This window comes from Amycolatopsis sp. NPDC023774, assembly GCF_040639695.1.
Lineage (GTDB): Bacteria > Actinomycetota > Actinomycetes > Mycobacteriales > Pseudonocardiaceae > Amycolatopsis.
Genome location: NZ_JBFAAJ010000059.1, coordinates 1 through 17,313 on the forward strand (window position 1 = coordinate 1; position 17,313 = coordinate 17,313).

General features: G+C 68.7%; 20 protein-coding genes. 3 read left to right on the forward strand and 17 right to left on the reverse strand.

What is annotated here, in order from left to right; translation table 11 throughout:
• The first annotated feature begins 181 nt into the window (after nt 1–181).
• Both AB0F91_RS45075 and AB0F91_RS45080 read left to right on the forward strand, forming a co-directional pair.
• Nucleotides 182–523 carry a hypothetical protein gene (locus tag AB0F91_RS45075; RefSeq protein ID WP_360608312.1) on the forward strand — a complete coding sequence of 114 codons (342 nt, stop codon included), beginning with the start codon at nt 182–184 and terminating at the stop codon, nt 521–523.
• The gene (locus AB0F91_RS45080) at nt 520–735 is read left to right on the forward strand and encodes a hypothetical protein (RefSeq protein ID WP_360608314.1); all 216 of its coding nucleotides are present in this window, start codon (nt 520–522) and stop codon (nt 733–735) included. Before AB0F91_RS45075 ends, AB0F91_RS45080 begins: the two co-directional genes overlap by 4 nt.
• A gap of 196 nt (nt 736–931) precedes the next feature.
• Here the strand turns inward: AB0F91_RS45080 and AB0F91_RS45085 are convergent, their stop codons facing one another.
• The 3 genes from AB0F91_RS45085 to AB0F91_RS45095 all read right to left on the reverse strand — a co-directional run bounded on the left by AB0F91_RS45085 (nt 932) and on the right by AB0F91_RS45095 (nt 2,953).
• Nucleotides 932–1,453 (reverse strand): flavodoxin domain-containing protein, encoded by a 522-nt coding sequence (locus AB0F91_RS45085; RefSeq protein WP_360608316.1) that lies wholly within the window; start codon nt 1,451–1,453, stop codon nt 932–934.
• Nucleotides 1,454–1,465: 12 nt separating this feature from the next.
• Nucleotides 1,466–1,732 (reverse strand): DUF1876 domain-containing protein, encoded by a 267-nt coding sequence (locus AB0F91_RS45090; protein WP_360608318.1) that lies wholly within the window; start codon nt 1,730–1,732, stop codon nt 1,466–1,468.
• Between the two features lie 726 nt (nt 1,733–2,458).
• A complete protein-coding gene (locus tag AB0F91_RS45095; protein ID WP_360608320.1) occupies nt 2,459–2,953 on the reverse strand; it encodes a hypothetical protein in 495 nt (164 codons plus the stop codon).
• Nucleotides 2,954–3,280: 327 nt separating this feature from the next.
• Between AB0F91_RS45095 and AB0F91_RS45100 the strand changes: the two genes are divergently transcribed.
• Nucleotides 3,281–3,682: a CBS domain-containing protein gene (locus AB0F91_RS45100; RefSeq protein ID WP_360608322.1), complete on the forward strand. Its 402-nt coding sequence runs from the start codon at nt 3,281–3,283 to the stop codon at nt 3,680–3,682.
• Here AB0F91_RS45100 and AB0F91_RS45105 read toward each other — a convergent pair.
• The 14 genes from AB0F91_RS45105 to AB0F91_RS45170 form a co-directional block, all read right to left on the reverse strand.
• A complete protein-coding gene (locus tag AB0F91_RS45105; RefSeq protein ID WP_360608324.1) occupies nt 3,596–4,675 on the reverse strand; it encodes a hypothetical protein in 1,080 nt (359 codons plus the stop codon). The genes AB0F91_RS45100 and AB0F91_RS45105 overlap by 87 nt on opposite strands.
• Complete coding sequence (locus AB0F91_RS45110; protein ID WP_360608326.1) at nt 4,675–5,700, reverse strand: nitroreductase; 1,026 nt, start codon at nt 5,698–5,700, stop codon at nt 4,675–4,677. The genes AB0F91_RS45105 and AB0F91_RS45110 overlap by 1 nt, the downstream gene beginning before the upstream one ends.
• Nucleotides 5,701–5,896: 196 nt before the next feature.
• Nucleotides 5,897–6,157, reverse strand: coding sequence for a hypothetical protein (locus tag AB0F91_RS45115; RefSeq protein WP_360608328.1), 261 nt, complete (start codon nt 6,155–6,157; stop codon nt 5,897–5,899).
• A gap of 67 nt (nt 6,158–6,224) precedes the next feature.
• Nucleotides 6,225–6,839, reverse strand: a complete 615-nt coding sequence (locus tag AB0F91_RS45120; protein WP_360608330.1) for a CBS domain-containing protein — start codon at nt 6,837–6,839, stop codon at nt 6,225–6,227.
• 416 nt (nt 6,840–7,255) lie between these two features.
• Nucleotides 7,256–8,146, reverse strand: coding sequence for a universal stress protein (locus AB0F91_RS45125; RefSeq protein WP_360608332.1), 891 nt, complete (start codon nt 8,144–8,146; stop codon nt 7,256–7,258).
• Nucleotides 8,133–8,417 (reverse strand): DUF1918 domain-containing protein, encoded by a 285-nt coding sequence (locus tag AB0F91_RS45130; RefSeq protein ID WP_360608334.1) that lies wholly within the window; start codon nt 8,415–8,417, stop codon nt 8,133–8,135. Before AB0F91_RS45130 ends, AB0F91_RS45125 begins: the two co-directional genes overlap by 14 nt.
• Complete coding sequence (locus AB0F91_RS45135; RefSeq protein ID WP_360608336.1) at nt 8,410–9,015, reverse strand: CBS domain-containing protein; 606 nt, start codon at nt 9,013–9,015, stop codon at nt 8,410–8,412. Before AB0F91_RS45135 ends, AB0F91_RS45130 begins: the two co-directional genes overlap by 8 nt.
• A gap of 17 nt (nt 9,016–9,032) precedes the next feature.
• Nucleotides 9,033–9,917, reverse strand: a complete 885-nt coding sequence (locus AB0F91_RS45140; protein WP_360608338.1) for a universal stress protein — start codon at nt 9,915–9,917, stop codon at nt 9,033–9,035.
• A 6-nt stretch (nt 9,918–9,923) separates the two neighbouring features.
• A complete protein-coding gene (locus AB0F91_RS45145) occupies nt 9,924–10,298 on the reverse strand; it encodes a hypothetical protein (RefSeq protein ID WP_360608340.1) in 375 nt (124 codons plus the stop codon).
• A 499-nt stretch (nt 10,299–10,797) separates the two neighbouring features.
• Nucleotides 10,798–11,097 carry an acyl carrier protein gene (locus AB0F91_RS45150; RefSeq protein ID WP_360608342.1) on the reverse strand — a complete coding sequence of 100 codons (300 nt, stop codon included), beginning with the start codon at nt 11,095–11,097 and terminating at the stop codon, nt 10,798–10,800.
• Between the two features lie 48 nt (nt 11,098–11,145).
• The gene (locus tag AB0F91_RS45155) at nt 11,146–11,490 is read right to left on the reverse strand and encodes a hypothetical protein (protein WP_360608344.1); all 345 of its coding nucleotides are present in this window, start codon (nt 11,488–11,490) and stop codon (nt 11,146–11,148) included.
• A gap of 82 nt (nt 11,491–11,572) precedes the next feature.
• Nucleotides 11,573–13,168 (reverse strand): acyl-CoA ligase (AMP-forming), exosortase A system-associated, encoded by a 1,596-nt coding sequence (locus AB0F91_RS45160; RefSeq protein ID WP_360608346.1) that lies wholly within the window; start codon nt 13,166–13,168, stop codon nt 11,573–11,575.
• Between the two features lie 271 nt (nt 13,169–13,439).
• The gene (locus AB0F91_RS45165) at nt 13,440–14,441 is read right to left on the reverse strand and encodes a TauD/TfdA family dioxygenase (RefSeq protein ID WP_360608348.1); all 1,002 of its coding nucleotides are present in this window, start codon (nt 14,439–14,441) and stop codon (nt 13,440–13,442) included.
• Between the two features lie 350 nt (nt 14,442–14,791).
• Entirely contained in the window at nt 14,792–17,278 is a 2,487-nt protein-coding gene (locus AB0F91_RS45170; protein ID WP_360608350.1) for a Pls/PosA family non-ribosomal peptide synthetase, read from the reverse strand.
• Between the last annotated feature and the right edge of the window lie 35 nt (nt 17,279–17,313).

The window sequence follows — 17,313 nt, forward strand, 5'->3', positions numbered from 1 at the left end:
CACAACTCGTCCGGCACCAGCCGCCGTGACAACTCATCCATCACAATTCACGATCTTGCCCGGACGTCAACCAAAATCCAAGTGAGACACGCTCTTATTCGAATAGTCATCCAGCACGTCCAACACGATCTCGTTCGAACTGCTCGGTAACGGCTTCGCCCCGCACCCGCAGTCCACGCTCGTGCGCCACACCGTCGTCGACGCACCGATCAGGGAGACCTACGCCGCCGCCCGCAACCTCGACCTCACCGACATCCACAGCGGGCTTTTCACGACGGCCGAACGGCTGCGCGAGCTGCCCGCGCGCTGGAGTGGCCGCCGACACGGTCCGCCGCGCAGGCCGACCCGCCTGACTGTCGACGATCTCGACAGCGCATCGGATTGGGCCCTGCTCGGCGAGCACCCCGGCACCGAGTTCGCCGTCGGCGTGGCAGGCAAGTTCTGGCGTCTCGTCATCGCCTGGCGACGCGTTGAGCCCGAGGACTTCGCGGAGTTCGCCGAACCGGGTACGGGAAGCTCGTGATCACCTTCGGGGCCCGCCCGTATGGCGCCCACCGCAGCCTGCTGACGATCGACACCCGCGTGCAGCTGACCGACCCGCAGAGCTGGCTCAAGTTCCGCCGATACTGGCCGGTCGCCTATCCCTTCACTCAGGCCGCCCATACAACGCTCCTGCGCACGATCTCCCAAGAGGCGCGCGAACGCAGTCTCGCCGCCTACAGCCGCACAGCCTGAGCTCACCACTCGAGCCGGTTCCCGCCCCGAGTTCGGGAACCGGTCCGAGTTCGCCCGTCATGCTCCCGGCTCGGGTGCCGGCTCCGGCACCACGTCCTTATCGCTCTCGTCGACTGCACGCCGCTCGGCGGTCTGCAGGTAGCGGCGGGTTGCCACCGGAACCCGGACCGAGAGCCGGACCGTCCGCTGAGCGGGCTCAGGCTCGGCCGGGCCGCGTACGCCGGGCTACGGCCAGGCTCGCGCCCCACGCCCGAGCTCGGGCCCGTTCTCCCCCGACTAGCCGGGTTTCGCTCCCTGCCGTCTCGACGAAGAAGCTCGCCGGCGGAACCACCGGCGCGTGGCCGAGCCGACGCAAGGCCTTCGCCACCGCTCGCGCCGCCGACCCGGTGAGCCACCGCGGTTTGGCGAGCCGAGTCTCGAAGACGGCCGTGTCCAATCCCGGGGGCAGTATCTGGAACGCGGCCAGCCACTCGCGCATCCCCGGTTCGTGCGTCCGGGTCTCCTCAGGCGTCTGCTCTGCCGCAGCCTTGCGCGTGGCCGGCCGGCTCAAGCCGTGAACGTGCGTCGGCGCGCCCACGACAAGCAGGTCGCGGCCCGCCAGGTCGTGGGGTGCCGTGTCCACAGGTACGACATCGGCTGCACCAAGCCCCTCGGCCACAGCACGGGCAAGCTCCTCGGTGGTACCGAACATCGATTCGTACACAATCACCGCGCGCATCCCGACCTCCCGTCAGCGCTCGAGCCGCACCGACTCGTGGGTGACGCCCTCGATGTCGCCGGCGGCCACGTCCAGCAGCCGGTGTGCCAGCTCGCTCAAGGCCCGCGCCGCCGCGAGTTCGTCGCCGATCTCGGGCACATCGCGATCCGACGGGTTGAGGCGCGCGCTGCCCACCGCTTCGAGATTCGTGGCGGCACCGGTGCTCAACCGGGCCCGAGCGTGCGTGCAACCCCCCTCCTCGCTGAGGAACAGGTCGACGTGCCACTGCTTGCTGTGCATCACTGTCTCCTCTTCTTGCCGTGATCGGCGCTATTGCGCCACCGTGAGTGCGCGATCGCGCTCGTCCCACACGCGCCCGGCTACATCGGCGGTCAGGGTTCTCCGGCACGGGGCCGGGAAACCGGGGCTCGCCCGCCGTCGCGAGCAAGTCGGGAGCTCCCGGAAGTCGTGCAGAAGCTCGAGGCCTTCCTCGAGTCCGGCCGCGAGCAAGACCGCCAGTAGCGCGGCAGTTCGCGGACGAACAGGCTGGACGGGGGCCGAGCAGTCGCACCTCGGCGCAAGCAGCACGCGGCTATCCGGATCTCGTAGAGGTTCGCGCGCAGCGCGTTCATCCTGTCCGCCTCCGCCAAGTCGTTCGTATCCCCAAGCTACGAGCGGTCTCGGCTGAATCCGGAGAGTCACACGGCCTTCGTCGTGACGACGATGGTCACCGCTGCGCCATTGCAGAGGACTTTCGTCTCTGGCCGCCGACTGCCAAGTGCGGTTCACGCTCCACGAGCCGACTTCGCGGTGGTACCCCGTGCAAGCATCGCGACCCACTCGCCCGCTGCTTGCCGCGGTCCTCTCCGCAGCGCGGGCCGAGTTCGGCAATCCTGCCTGCAACCTGGTCGTCCGCGCTACGCCGAGCGGATTCGAGGACGCACCGCTCCTCGCGTGGTCCCTTCAGCTGCTCCCCCGGCTCGGCATCGCCGCCCGGAGTGAGCCACAGCCTCGAGGCGAAGCGACTCAGGAATGCGCCTTCTTCGCCAACTCCGCGTACCACTCCTGCTGCCACTTCCCGGCGCGATAACGGTTCAACGCGAACACGGAAATCCCGTAGGCCACCGCCAGTGCCAAACACGTGACGAAATAGAGGCCGACTGCGGCGGCTGCCGAGTTGACCACCGCGCCCGCAGAAGAGGTCGGCGGAGCGACGACGGTCCCGGAGCTGTCCACCCAGATCGGTACCACGTCGCGGCGGTGTGTGCCTGCGTTCGCGTTCACGCGTCCGAAGTGGCGCACTCCATCGCGACCAAACCACATCGCGTCTGTCGGCATCGGACTGCCGACTTCCCCGCTGCGGCCCCCGACGGAAACCGGCGGCCCATCTGCGAGGAGCGTCGCGGTCGCTGGTCGGTTTTCGGCGAGCTCCCGGGTGGACTGCGCCTTCTGCGCGGCGTAGACCGCCGAGCCGGCCGCCGCGGAGAACGGAATCGCCACCAGCGCCACCAGGATCGTCACAAGCACCAGCGCGGATTGCACCCGGTCCGAGGTCCGCGCCACCGAGCCGTGCCCGGGAACGAGCAGGTGCCACCACCGCAGCAAGCGGTTCGCCGACGAGTTGATGTCTCTCACCTCTCCTTGCCGCGCAATGGGTTTCGTCCCCCCACATGGGCCGCACACCGGCCAGGTCGAAGAGGCCTTGTACCCGCGGGGGCGGGTCGCCGGTCCCTGCCACCCGACCGCACTGCCTGCCAGATGAGGGCCAAAGACCCTTGGTCTCTCGTCCATGCGACCGGCAGGGTCGGATCAGGAAGAACGGAGTCCGCCATGCAGACGCGCGACATCATGACCACGCCGGTGATCGCGGTGACCCCGTCCGCCTCACTCGTGGAGGCCGCAGGTGTGATGACCGAACGCGGTTTCACCACGCTCCCGGTCGTCAACCAGGCCGGCAAACTGATCGGGCTCGTCAGCGAGGTCGATCTCGTGCAGGCCGGCTTTCCCAGCGACTCCGCGGCCACCGGTGATCCCGACACGGGCGCGATGCTGGGCCGCCACCGGACGGTCGCGACCGTTATGCGCACCCCCGGCTTGGCTGTGCCGGGAGATCTCGATCCGGCCGAAATCGCCCATCGCATGACCGATGCGGGCGTGCGCGCACTACCTGTGGTGGACAACGGAATCCTGGTCGGCATGGTGACGTTCCGAGACGTGCTCCGTGGTATGCCCGCCACCGGAACCTCCTGAGGACGGTCCACCCATCGGCGCGTCCGGCGTCGTGCGCATCGTCGTCACGTCGGCTGCCGGCCTGCGCGCCGTCATCCGGGTTGGTAGGCCGTGGCCGATGCGCAACAGGGTGTGCGGCTGCCCGACTCCGCGGAAGAGCTCCAGCAGTGGCCCTCGGGTTGCCTTCGTTTCGAAGGGCTGGGACACGAAGGATGTGGCCAGGCCATCGGCTGTCGCAGTCAGCAGGACTCGCTGCAGGACGAGACCGGCACGCACGTCCGCGGCCGCGCCGTGATCACGCGTCAAGACGACGGCCAGCAAAGCGTCTTGCTCGAACGACCGCGACGGGATGGCGGGATTCTGGTGCGAGGCACGCAGGGGCAGCGCACCAGGCAAGTCAGGTTGCGGTCCGAACGCGACCGTCGGCACACCGTCGGTGCTCTCCGGCTCCCGGCCGGTCCACTGGGCCGACTCTGCTCGGAATGCCGTGTCGGTGGCCTGATCGGCCTCCGCACGCCGGACGAGCGCGGTCACCTTCGCGTAGCGGCTCGAGGTGTCGAGAAACTCCAGCAGGCCACCCTCGGCCAGCGCCGCCGACCTGAGCCGGACGCGTGCCGCAGTCGAGACCGGCCGCGTGGAAAACGGGCGGCGATTGGTGTGCCGGCGGAAAATGGCCTCAGCCAGGCGCCGGTCCGCCGGAGCCGGATGCACTTTCCCGTCGAACCGGACCACCGCGAGGAGATCATGTTCGGCCGGGTCCGGCAGAACCCGCAGCGCGGCGCCGTACCCGTTGCTTCGCAACATGAGGACGAGGTTGTACACGGCCGCGCCGCACGAGAGCCGCGCCTCACGCCCGGCCGGATCGGCGACCGTGAGCACCCGGCTCCAGTCGAGCCACACCTCGATCCGCGGTCCGTCCACGACGAATCGCCACGGCTGGGTGTTGTGCGGCGACGGAGCGCGCACCGCCGCCGCCAGCGCTTGTTCGACGGCGGAGGGTAAGGCCGTGCTCATCAGGTGCTCCGGGTCGGGTCGTCGGGATCGGTCCGCGGGCCGGGAAAGTCGTCCGGCAGCAGGTCGACCAGCGAACGTCGAGGCGACGGAGGCACCGAGAGGGCCGGGTGGCCGAACCGGAAGATCGCCTGCGGCACACCCGGCAGATCGAGCCGTTCGGCGAGCAACTCGCGGAAGCCCACCAGGTGCAGCGCCTGGGTGAGGACCGAGCCCACCAGACCGCGTGCGGTGGCTTCCAGCCAGGTCCGTTCGACCGCCGCGCCTGCGGCCAGGTGCTGATGCCTGGTGTCTCCGTCGGTGCAAAACACCAAAAGCCGCTCCGTCTCGAGGTATTCGGTCAGCCGCGCATCGTCGGGCACCGGCGTGTCCGACCGCACGAGGCCCGCGGCCGGCAGGGCTTCACCACTCAGCGCCGCTTCGGGCACACCGTCCTCGGCGCCCAGCGCGCGGAGACCGAACGTGCGCGCCGTCCACCAGTGCAGCTCGCGCTGGTACGCCGGGTCGGCACGGAACACGCGCGTGGCAAAGCCCAGCATCTCGCCCAGCGCGTCGAGGTGGCCAGGCTCGACCACCTGGACATCCGCCTCGGCACCCGCCGCCGCCACGGCCGTGGAGTCCACTTCGGACACTGACTTGGTGCTGAATCGCCGGCGGTGGCTCCTGCGGCGCCCGATGGCGTGGTAGCGCGCCAGGTCCGCGGAGCCCGGGCTCACGCCGGGGACTGCGTGAACGGTGGCCACGACCGCGCCTGCCGGCGGAAACGACGTCGTGTCGCACCGCCGGAGCACGCGCGCCGCCAGCTGCAGGTGCGCGAGTGCCGCGCCGCAGGACAAGGACCGGTCGCGGCCCTCCGGGTCGTGTGCGGGCAGCCTGACGGCAGTGCGCTCGACCAGGTCGACGTCGGATTTGCGGACACGTAGCCGCCACGGCTGGGTGTTGTGGACGGACGGGGCCTGGCTCACCGCGCGGGCGAGCACCGTGATCTCAGAAGGGGCCAGGGCCACCGCCGACGGTGAGATCGTCATCTTCACTCCTGCTCCCCGGAGACGGGTACTGCGGCGCATCCCATGCTCACCGAGGCCCATTACCCCCGCTGGGGCCCAAAGTCCCCGCCCCGGCGGCGGACGGCCCTAGCCGCCGGTCGCCCCGTTCATCGACGCTCGACCGGTACCCGAGGAAAGGCGAATCCGATGAGTTCCGCGTCCCCGGCCACCGGCCGCGTCATCGTCGTCGGCTTCGACGGCTCTCCCTCCAGCGACGCGGGGCGTCGGTGAGCACCTCCGTGCGCACGGCGAGAGCCGCGTCGACGGAAAGTGCCTGCTCCCGGGCCTTCGCGACGATCCGGTCACCTTCTTGCCGGAGCTGGTCGAACAGCACATCGCTCCCGGCCGGCGCACCGACGTAGTAGAGAGCTACCACCTGCAGGCAGTGCACGATTTCGAGATCGCGGGCGCGTCCGGACACGAGTCGCGCGCGGCCCATTGGACGGCTGCGTCGGCACCGGGGGGACCGTCGACGCCCACCACCACGGTGGCGCTGTTGTGCGATGTCATGACCACGGGTCCTCTCCGGAGGACGCGGTTTCGGCGCCGACAACACCGGGCACCGCCAGCGCGAGCAGGGTGGCGACGTGACGGTCGGTTGTGTCGTCGTAGCGATCCACGATCCGTACGATCCCGTCGTGGACCTCGATCTTCCAGCGGCCCGTCCCGCCGTAGATCTCGAGCCGGTGCCGCACGTCCGCCGCGATCGCGGCGTCGTCTCGCGCCAGCACCCGGACCACGTCTCCCCGGGTCACGATGCCCACCACGCGGCTGCCGTCGACGATCGGCATCGCCCGGATCTTCGCGTCGACCAGAGCCTGGCAGAGGTCGGCGACGTCGGTGCCGGAAGACATCGCGGTGGCCGGCGTGCTCATCACCTGCTCCACGGTCCTATCGACCGGCGCGGGAGGTTCGGGACGCAGGTGCGCCGACCGGGTGTCAGCCGGGATCCGGCCGCGGATCAGGTCGACTTCGGTGACGATACCGATGAGACGTTCGTCGTCGTCGACCACCGGCAGTGCGGTGAATCCGTGCTCGGACAGCACCTCCGCGGCCTCTTTGGTCGGCACCCATGGATGGACCGTCACCACCGGCGCGGACATCAGGTCTCGTGCACGCATCGGGTTCTCCCTCTCGTTGCTACACCGAAAATAGGCAACACCCGGCATCCGGCGCTCCGGTCCGGAGTCACCGGCGCGAAGGACCAACGTCCTCAGCTCGGTGACCGAACACCCACTCCAGGCCCTTTTGCCGACGCGCTCTTGGCACACGCGGGCAGCACCCGGACGGCCAACGAACGAACTCCGAGTCGCGGCTGCTCGCGCGGACAATCCACCGCAGTTCCTCTGAGTTCTCGCCCGCCGGCGGCGCTTCGACCCGGCGCCCGGCGTCGTCACCGCGACCGAGCCGCCACCAGGTTCCGACTTGCCTCAGCACGAGGTCGTGATGCGGCAACCGCAATGCGGGTATCGCGGGAAATGAAGTCGAAGGGCACGCGCAAGCGCGCCGTCGCTCCCGAGGGACGGGAGCTTCGCGATCACTTCCTGCTTCCCGGCCGCACGACCGCGACCGGGCACGCGGAGTGCACCAGCAGTGCCTTACTCGTGGAGCCGAGCAGCATCCCGGTGAATGCGCCGCGCCCGCGGCTTCCGACGACGATCAGCTGGGCCTCGGCGCCGCGTTCCAGCAGTGCCCGGACCGGCCGGCCACGCACGACCACCACGTCGACCGGCAGCTTAGGGAACTTCTCGCGCCCGGGAGCCAACTGCTCGTCCACCAGCCGGCGCTCGGCTGCGGCAACGGCCTCCGGGTCGAAGTCCCGTTTCCGCAGCGACCCGTCCGGGGTGATCTCACTCCAGGTGTGGATCGCCACGAGAGTGGTTCCCCGTGCGGCGGCTTCTTCGCAGGCATAGCCGAGCGCATCGGTGCTGTCGGGAGAGCCGTCGAGCCCGGCCAGGACGGGACCGCCCACCGGCGGCGGATCGTCCGGCTTCCGGCCACGGACGACGACGACGGGGCAAGGCGCGTGGGCGGCGAGCGAGACAGCGGTGGAGCCGAGGAGCAGCCCGGTGAACCCGCCGAGACCGCGGGAACCCAATGCCACCAGTTCGGCGCTCGCGCACTCCCGCAGCAAGATGCCCACCGCGCTGCCCTCGACAGCGGCCTGCTGGATCTTCAGCGATGGCCAGCGTGCGAGCACGGCGCCTTCGGCCTCTGCGAGCCAGGACTCGGCCTGGGCCCGGAACCCGGCCCGGACGGCGCGAACTGCCATCCCCGACACCCCTGGCGGAGGAACGATGTAGGCCTGCACCAGGCGCAGGACGGCGCCCCGGCGGGCGGCCACCGCCGCAGCCCATTCCGCGGCGTGCAGCGCCGAATCGGAGCCATCGATCCCGGCCAGCACCAAGCGTTCGTCACGTCCGGACATTGCGTGCACTTCCCGCCCGCCGCGCGGCGCGCAGGCGCTCGAACCGGAGCCGGTCCTGTTCGTCGCGCTCGATGATCTCGGCTTCGGTCAGGACGCCGCCGTCGGGTCCGGGGAATATCGTCGACACGCGGTCGTCGGCGAGCCAGCGGACGGTAAAGGGCGGTGTCCCGTCCGGCCCGCCGACAGCGAGGATCCGGCCCCGCTGTTCGGATAGGTCTACCCGGACCCTTTCACGATGAGCCAGTCGCCCGGTTGTGCATGCGTCACTCACCCTCCTCGAGGTCCGCGCCGGTGACCGCCACCGGTCCCGACAGTTCCACCTCTGTCACGCCGTCGACTGTCTTCGTGAGCGCGGCGACGAGGCGCCGTTCGGCTTCGTCGACGAACGTCCCGGAGACGGTTACCAGCCCGCCCGTGACGGACACCGACCACAGGTCTCGGTGTCCGGTGTAGTCGCTGAGCAGGCTTCGCACCTGCGAGGCGATGGCGTCGTCGTGGCGCACGAGCGGGCGGAGCAGGTCGCGCCGGCTCACGATGCCCGCGAGCCCCCCGTCGTCGACGACCGGAATGCTGCGGAGCCGGTCGACGAGCATCCCGGCGGCGATGTCGCTGACGTCGGTGTCGAGTCCCACGACCTCGACCGGCTTGGTCATCACCGACTCCACGAGCAGACCCGGCCCGACCGGCTCGCCCGTCAACACTCCGGTCAGGGCGTCCGACTCCGTGAAAAGACCGAGGACCCGGTTTTTGTCATCAACCACGGGCAGCGCGGCGATGCCGTGTCCGGTCAGCAATGCGATCGCTTCCCGCACCGGAGTAGCGGGCCCGACCCGCACTACTGGGCGGCTCATGATGTCCCGTGCGCGCACGAGGTACCTCCTCCGACTCAGTGGACGACCGCGACCGGACATGCTGCCTGCGCGAGCAGCCGATTGCCGGTCGAGCCGAAGAGCCCGCCGGAAACGGGGCCCCGGCCACGGGTGCCGATGACGATCAGCTGTGCATCGTCGAACCCCATGAGCGCCCGCGCAGCGGAGCGGTCGCGCATCAGCCGGCTGCGCACCTGCACCTCGGGGTACTTTCTCGCCAAGGTGCCGACCAGCCGGCAAGGCTCCTCTTCTTCGCTCTGCGACTCCGCTTCGACGATCTCCTCTTCGTCCAGAAGTCCCTCGTGCCACGCGTGCGCGGCGATCACCGGCACGCCCCGGCTCAAAGCGGCCTCGAACGCGAATTGGAGCGCGCAGTCGTCCTCGTCGACGCCGGCGACCACCGGTCCGTCCGGATTCACCCGCCCGCGCACGACTACCACCGGGCAGTGAGCACCCGCGGCCACCCGGAGCGCGACCGAACCGATGGCGACACCGCGTAAGCCGCCGATGCCGTGGGAGCCGACGACGACGAGTGAGGCTTCCGCAGAGTGCTCGATCAGCAAGTCGGCGGCGGGGCCGAGGCGCACCAAGTACTCCGCCCTGACGCCCGGCGCCGTCTCTTCCGCGACTTGCGCGGCCCGCCGCATCCAGCGGTGGGCCCGCTCGAGCAGCGGGGGGACTTCCGGCGACCGTTGCCGTGCGGTCAGGTCCGCCGTCTCGAACAGCCCGGCGTGAAACAGCTGTAGCGCGCAACCGCGACGCGCGGCTTCCTCCGCCGCCCACCGGACGGCGGCCAGCGCCGCCTCCGATTCGTCGACTCCCGCCACCACTGCGGCGCGGACTGCCCCTCCGCTCACGTCCCGGCCTCCGTTCCCCGCCTCCGGTTCCGGCGGTGATCCCACGGTCGCTCAGCGACGACCCCGCCGGTCAGGGGCCGAAGTCCCTTCCCCGTGGGACGAAAGCGCGGGACTCTTCAGCGACGTTGGCGCGCAGTCGCGCACCTCACGGTGCAGGCGACGGTCGGCGCACCCGCGCCGCTGCTGGTCGCTGTCGACGACGATCCCAAGGAGCCTCGGGGATACCGGTGTGCACGGGAGTGTCGTCCTTCGCCCGCGAGCGGTCGCCCCCATGCGAAACCCAGAATCGGCACTTCCATAGCAGGTTGTCGGCGCCGAACAGCAACCTCTCGAAGATCGGGTACGCCTGCGGGTACTCGTCGGCGTGGAGAACCCCAGCTCGCGCTCCGCGCCCGCGCGGTTGTACCAGCTCCGGTCGAAGAGCACCGAAGCATCTGGCTGGCCAGCCCGGCGTTGCTCGTGCGCGGCATCGTCCAGGTCGGGCAGGCCACCGTGTCACTGGTCGCCGACACCAGGTCACCCTGCTCGACCTCAAAAGGCTCGCCGGCAGTTCGCGGGATTTCCGATCGGCGGAGTGACGCCGTGCCAGCCGATCTCCTGCGGATTACCGGCGCCTGCGTTGCCCGCATCCTGCCCGGGCCATCGGAAGCAGAGGACGGGCCGCGTGCCCTACACGCGGAGCAGCGGTTTCACGATCGCTTACGAAATCACCTGACGGACCGCCAGTCGTGCTGCACTCCGGCATGTTCCAGCTCGACTCTCGGCTCGGCAATTGCAAGCGCCGGGGCCTTTGACCACGCCTGGTATAACCGGCGACCTGCCGGCGAGCGGAATGCAAGGCAGCTCTGCGGGCCTCGTTCACCCCGGCGACGCGCGCCAGGCGCGGGTACCGGGTCTGCGGCCGTCATGCCGTGGCGAATTATTTCTAGCACTTGACTCCGCCGAGCGGCTTCCGGTACACCGTGGACTCCACGAAGGCCGCGAGCCGCCCCAGTGTGTCGAAGATGTCACCGACGATCTCGTCGACCTCGATCTCGATCCCGAACCGTTTCTGCAAGGCGACGATGAGCTTGACGACAGTGAGCGAATCGAGTTCAGGAAGATTGCCGTACAGTCCCGTCTCCGGCCCGAGGGCATCGGCCCGGTCCTCGATGTCCAGCGTGGCCACCACGACGGCCTTGACGTCCTCGAAAATCGCTTGCGAGATCTCTGGCGAGCGAGCCATAGGGATTCTCCTCATCGGTCGTACAGGCCCGGCGGCCTGCGATATACATCAACAGCTCCCTCGGCGTCGGACGACCAGGAACGCTGTAGGACTGGCGTCCATCCGGTAGGCGCCAGCCCGAAAGACCGCCACAAGGTCGCCGATCTCGGCACTCGGGAGGCGGACATCAAGTGCGCGCAGGTCCAGCGGAATGCACAAGCTCCCGGGCACGCCGACGGTCTCAGCACCCGGCACGCCCATGCGGTTCGCGACGGCGACCGGGTTGTTCGTCTTGCGGATGACCTGTCCGATGTTTCCCAAGGCCGCGAACTTGTGGTGGAGGGCGCCGTCGAGGAGGAAGGTGTAGCCGCGCGACTCCTTGCCGTGGGTGGCACCGTCGCAGTCGGCGTGCAACCCTGCCGGGTGGCCGCCGCAGTGGGGTATGCCGTTGGCGATGCGAACGGGCAGATCGTGGGGCGCGCGTGAGCGACTGCGGTCATGCGGGCTCCTGAGGGCGGGAAGCAGCGAGCTCGTGGCGAAGGACCGCCCGGTCGAACTTGCCGTTCGGCGATTGGGGCAGGGCGCTGCGGACCATCACCTCGGCGGGCACCATGTAGCCGGGCAGTTCCTGCCGCAAGCGCGCGGTCACCACGGCTGGGTCGAAGCCGGCGGGATCGCGGGGTGTCACGACGAGGACGACCCGGTGACCGAGCGCCTCATCCTCGAGGCCGAGCGCTATGGCATCGTGGACCAGTCCAGTCTCGTAGGCCACTTCCTCGATCTCTTGCGGGCTGACCCGATACCCCGATGTCTTGATCATGTCGTCGCGCCGTCCGACGAAGTACAGGAAGCCCTCCTCGTCGCGGACGACGACGTCGCCGGACCAGACCGCCAGCTCAGGCGTACACAGCTCGACTGGACGGTTCGGCGGCGGCCGAAACCGTTCGGCCGTCCGCTGCGCGTCATTCCAATAACCCAACGTGACGAGCGGACCTCGGTGTACCAGCTCACCCGGCTCACCCGGGCTACACAAGCCGCCGTCCTCCCGGACCACGAGGATCTCGGCATTCGGGATAGCCTGGCCGATCGAGTCCGGCCGCCGGTCGACCTCACTCGGATCGAGGTAGGTGGAGCGGAACGCCTCTGTGAGGCCGTACATCAGGTACGGCGCCGCAGCCGGGAAGATCGCTCGCAGCCGTTGCAGGGTGACGCGCGGGAGGCGCCCTCCAGTATTGGCGAAGTAGCGCATCCCGGCTACGGCCTCGGATGGCCACGTCTGGGCCGCGAGCTGGATCCACAGAGGCGGTACACCAACCATCCCGCTGATGCGGTGCTCCGCGCACAGCCGGACGACATCTCCCGGCAGCAGGTAGTCGGCGAGCACCACGTTGGCACCAACGTAAACGCCAGTCGTCAATTGGCTCAGCCCGGCGTCGAAGCTCAGCGGGAGAACCGCCAGGATCCGGTCTTCTGCCGTGTTGTTCAGGTAAGTGCTGACACTCTCCGCGCCGACGACCAGGTTGCGGTGCGACAGGACAACGCCTTTCGGGGTCCCGGTGCTCCCCGACGTGTAGAGGATCGCGGCCATGTCCGTGTCGACGCCACCCGTTGGAAGACACACCGCCGGGGTTGCGCGCTCGGCGACCTCTGACCAGTAATGCATGCGGTAAGCGGCTTCCTTGTCCTCACCAGGCGAGTCGCCCAGCACGAGGACGTGGGAGAGTGACTTGCAGGTGGCGAGCTCGGCGCGCAGGGTCCGCAGCCGATCCGCGGACGTCACCAGTACCCGCACGGCGCAGTCATCGAGAATGTGCCTCACTTGCCTGGGCCGCAGAACGGGATTCACTGGGATGAACACGCCACCGGCCCGCGAGCAGGCGAACAGCGCCACGACGGTCTCGATCCTCTTGTCCAGGAAGACCGCGACGCGCTCACCAGCGTCGAGCCCGAGATCGCGCAGGCCGGCGGCCGCTCGCTCCGTCCGCTCGTACAGTTCCGCGTAGGAGATCGTGGTCGTTCGCGCGGTCAGGGCGGGCGCGCCGGGGGCGCGTTGGGCGGACCTAGCGACGAAGTCCGGCAACCGGATGACCATCTCGGAAGATTCCTTTCTGTTCCTTTCGCCTCGCAGCCGACGGGTCCCAGCCTCCTGCCCTGCGCCGGCTCGCCGCAGAGGACAGGGCCGGGATCCCTCCCCACAGTCGGACTGGTAGACGGTGTCGATGTAGCGCTCGTCGAGGTCCGGGGCGATCGCCGCAGTGACGCCAAAGGCGCCATTGCGGGTGAGCTGACCCGGTGGATCAGCCGAACAGGTAAGTGCCCAGCGCCCGGACCTAGTCGAGTCGTGTGTCGCACGAGCGACGTGGTCATCCGACGTTGACCTCGACGGTCGGCGAGCAGTCGGCCAGGCGAACCGGGTCAGCCATCCCGACCAGGACTTCGCGCGGTCCGGTGAAGGGCTCCCTGCTGTGTGCGCTGCCGATGTTGTCGACGATCATCAGATCGCCCGCCTGCCAGGGCTCCCGCATGGTTTTGGCCTCGTAGACCTCGTTGAGCAGCTGCACGACGTCCTCACCTATCGGGTCGCCGCCGCCGAAGCGGGTGGTGAACGGCAGCCCCTCGGCGCCATAGGTGTCGACCAGGAACTCGCGCACCTCGGGGTCGAGCGTCCATTCGTTGAGGAAGGCGATCTGGTTGAACCAGCAGCGCCGGCCCGTGACCGGGTGCCGCAGCACCGCGCTGCGGCGCTGCCAGGTGCGCAGCCCGCCATCGGGTTGCCACTCGAACTCGATGGCGTTGGCGCGGCAGTAGCTCTCGACCGCGCCATGGTCCTCGGTGCCGAACGCCTGGCTGAGCGTCGCGCCGATCTCCTCGTTGTAGTTGCGGACGAGCGTCCAGCCCTCCCGCTCGAGCCGTTCGACAAGGTCACCGGGCAGCGCGTCGAGCACGGCTGTCGAGTCCGCCACACCGGTTGCCCCGCCCTTGGCGGGCGCGGACAGACACGCGAACAGCATCAGCCCGGGAAACTCGAGCCGGTAGCTCAGTTCGTGGTGCATGCACATCGGCTGGTTCGGTGGCCACTTCGACGAGGAGTAGACGCCCTCGGTGTAGGTCTGCCGCTCCGCGAACGCCTCCCTCTCGGTCATCAGGCCTGCGGTGTTCAGGTCACGGAACACCGTGGTGACCTCGGCCGCATCGCGCAGCCCGAGACCGCGGACCAGGACCGCACCGTGCTCGGCGACGACGGCACGCAAGGCAGCGCGGTGCACGGCCGCCCAGGCCGGTCTGTCGCCGGTGGCATCGGCCCGCAACATCGGCACCCTGCCGAGCTGCAGATCCACGTCCACCAGCGATGATGATGATGACATCTCGATCTCCCTTCGGTTCCGACCAGAGGAGGAGGTCAGCAGTTCGGGGCGTGCTCGCGGTGCGGTAGCTCGACGATGTCCTTTAAGGACACTGCATGACTACGCCTTCGCGTATGCGGCCAGTCGAGTGAAGCGGCAGCGCCATCCCATCGCCCGGCCGGCGCAGCGCTGCCGCGAGGTCGTCTTCGGGGGTCGCGGTGTGCTCGGCGACGCCCGGTGCCGGGTCGAGCGTCCACCGCGGGGTCGCGGTCGCGCCGCCCGCAAGCAGGACAGCACGCAAGAACGCCCGGCCGGTCTCACCCCGCTTGTCTGTCCATCGAATCCTCCCCACGTTCCACGTTTGCCGGGGGTCAGCCGCCGCGGACGAGCACGGCGGCGCCGTTGTCATCGCTGTTCTTTCGGGCCTGCAGATCGCCCGGGTGCTCGCGCATCTCGGTGGCGGGGTTTCCGCCCCACAGTGCGTTCGGTGGCATTTCCTCGCCCTTCATGAGGAAAGAACTGGTGGCGAGCACCGCGCCGTCGCCCGCCGTCACGCCATAGTGGACGAATGCGCCGACACCGAGGGTGCAGCCGGCACCGATCGCGATGCGGTCAGACTTGAACCCGCCGTCCTCCTGCGAGTGGCACTGGACGATGGTGTCCGCATTGAGGGTGCAGTGCTCGCCGATCGTGGTGAAACTCCGCTCAGGCACGCGGAGGCCGTCGTCGAAGACCCGGCGGCCGACCCGCATACCCAGCATCCGCCAGATCACGGTCTTGAACGGGGTGCCGTTGAAGGCGAGGACATAGGTCAGGGAACTCACCTTCCAGAAGCGTTCGTGCCGCCAGAAAGCTTTCTCGTAGATCGAGCACCCCTGTGGCACCAAGGCCTGCAGCGGCCGGAACAGCCGGTCGACCACGACGTTGTAGGCGACCGTGAAAACGATGACCACTGCGGTGGCCAGTGCGACCGCGAGCGCGAGCGCGCCCAGGAACTGCAAGAGGTTGATGGCAGCCAGGTAGACCACGGTGACGGAAAAGAAGAATGTCCAGCGGACCAACAGGAACAGCGCCATGCTGATGGTGTTGTAGACGGTCTTGGCCCTGAGGCCACGGCGCAGCTCGTCTGCGCTGCTCACGTCGAGCTCCCTGTCACGCTTGACCGATCGCGGGATCTCGAAGCTGGGCGCGCCGAGCAAGCCCACGCCTTCCCGCACCCGTCCGTTGAGGGGAACCATGACTTTCGTCGCGAGGAGGCAGTTGTCGCCCGCCTTGCTCTGCGGGGGGTAGGCGATCATGTTCCCCAGGAAGTTGTCCCGCCCGATCGATGCCTGGGACAGACGGAAGGAGGTGCTCGAGAAATCGGCGTTGATGATGGACAGCCCGTCCGCGACCATCGTTCCGCTGCCGGCCGCACTGAGGAACGGGGTGTCGTGCTTGACCATTTCGCCGAAGTTCGAACCGGTCTGCCGCACGCCCCGAAGGCTGTAGCCCAACCAACGCAGGTAGTAGATGATGTAGGAAGTTCCACCGAAGAGAGTCATGAAGAACCTGATGTTGGTCGTGCGGGCGATCGCGCGGTGGACCCAGTAACGGAATCCGTACAGCGGATAGACCTTGTCCGGCTTGATGAAGAGGTTCAGCACGCGCGGAACGGTTCCCACGAGCACGAGGCCGACGAGCACGGCGCCGAAGAAGGCCACGGCGGAGATGACCAGCGCGTCACGGAAGAACGTCCAGGTCGTGAGCGCAACCGGTGTCGAGTCCAGCAGGGGGCCGAACTCCGGGAGCTGAGGGATCGCGAAGTCCGCGATGCCGAACGTCAGCGGCAGACCCAGCAGGAGCAGGTTCCCCAGCTGCACGGCCGAGAAGACCACCCGTCGGCCTGTGCCCACGTCACACGCTGAGACCGCCATCTGGTTCGTCTTCTCGGCCCGCTGGGCAGGCGCGCCGACCCAGCGTTCCCCACTGGGTATTGCCTGACCCACGTGCAGAGCGGACGAGTGCCCGAGCTGGGCCCCGTCACCCAGCGAGGTTCGGATGTCGAGCACCGTCGCCTCGCCGACGAGCGCGTCCTTGCCGATGTTCACCGCACCCGTCTGGATGACACCATCGTGGGCTCGGTAGCCGTTGAAGAATGAGTCCTTCCGGATCACCGCGCCGTCGCCGATGCGGAGCAGATCGGTGCACGCGGGCAGGTTCCTGGAGAAGATGACGGCGCCGCGCCCGATCTTCGCGCCGAGTGCCCTCAGGTAGAGGGTGTAGAGCGGTGAACCGACGAACAGCACCATCGGGTTCCGCTGGATCAGGGTTTTGACCAGCCAGAAGCGGAAGTACGCCATGCTCCAGACGCGGATCTCCTGCGGCTTCCACCGGCCGACGAGCACCCACTTGACGAGGATCGGAAGGGTGCACAGGCCGAGGAACATCGCGGCGCCGAACACGACCGACCGAAGATAGACGTCGACCAGATTCGGGCTGGTCGAAACCCACCTGAAGCCCGCCACCCAGATGGCCGCGGTGAGGGCGGGGTAGCCGAGGAGGACCAGGAGCTGCAACGCCCCGCAGAGGACGTACTTGCCGTCGCGGGCTTGCCTCGGCGGCTCAAGGGGAGCCGCCGGAGTTGCCGGCTGCGATGCAGGCGCGGGTTCGGTGTCGGTTGTCGTAGTGGTGAGGGCCGCTGCAAGACTCCGAATCGTCGGGTGCTTGTAGACATCCGGCATCGACACCGACGGCAGATCGGGCCGCTTGCGCACCCGCGCACAAAAACGAGCCATCACCATGGAATCGGCCCCGAGGTCATCGAAGAAGTCGCTGTCGACCCCCACCTCGTCGGTCCCCGCGATGTCGGTGAACACCTCGACGAACAGCCCCTCAACCTGCGCGAGCGTGA

What these genes read in the sequence shown, in the direction of transcription:
- AB0F91_RS45120 (WP_360608330.1), bottom strand. Translation starts at nt 6,839, where the DNA reads ATGCGTGCACGAGACCTGATGTCCGCGCCGGTGGTGACGGTCCATCCA.
- AB0F91_RS45100 (WP_360608322.1), top strand. Translation starts at nt 3,281, where the DNA reads ATGACCACGCCGGTGATCGCGGTGACCCCGTCCGCCTCACTCGTGGAG.
- AB0F91_RS45115 (WP_360608328.1), bottom strand. Translation starts at nt 6,157, where the DNA reads ATGGGCCGCGCGCGACTCGTGTCCGGACGCGCCCGCGATCTCGAAATC.
- AB0F91_RS45090 (WP_360608318.1), bottom strand. Translation starts at nt 1,732, where the DNA reads ATGCACAGCAAGCAGTGGCACGTCGACCTGTTCCTCAGCGAGGAGGGG.
- AB0F91_RS45150 (WP_360608342.1), bottom strand. Translation starts at nt 11,097, where the DNA reads ATGGCTCGCTCGCCAGAGATCTCGCAAGCGATTTTCGAGGACGTCAAG.
- AB0F91_RS45105 (WP_360608324.1), bottom strand. Translation starts at nt 4,675, where the DNA reads ATGAGCACGGCCTTACCCTCCGCCGTCGAACAAGCGCTGGCGGCGGCG.
- AB0F91_RS45110 (WP_360608326.1), bottom strand. Translation starts at nt 5,700, where the DNA reads ATGACGATCTCACCGTCGGCGGTGGCCCTGGCCCCTTCTGAGATCACG.
- AB0F91_RS45160 (WP_360608346.1), bottom strand. Translation starts at nt 13,168, where the DNA reads ATGGTCATCCGGTTGCCGGACTTCGTCGCTAGGTCCGCCCAACGCGCC.
- AB0F91_RS45125 (WP_360608332.1), bottom strand. Translation starts at nt 8,146, where the DNA reads ATGTCCGGACGTGACGAACGCTTGGTGCTGGCCGGGATCGATGGCTCC.
- AB0F91_RS45165 (WP_360608348.1), bottom strand. Translation starts at nt 14,441, where the DNA reads ATGTCATCATCATCATCGCTGGTGGACGTGGATCTGCAGCTCGGCAGG.
- AB0F91_RS45085 (WP_360608316.1), bottom strand. Translation starts at nt 1,453, where the DNA reads ATGCGCGCGGTGATTGTGTACGAATCGATGTTCGGTACCACCGAGGAG.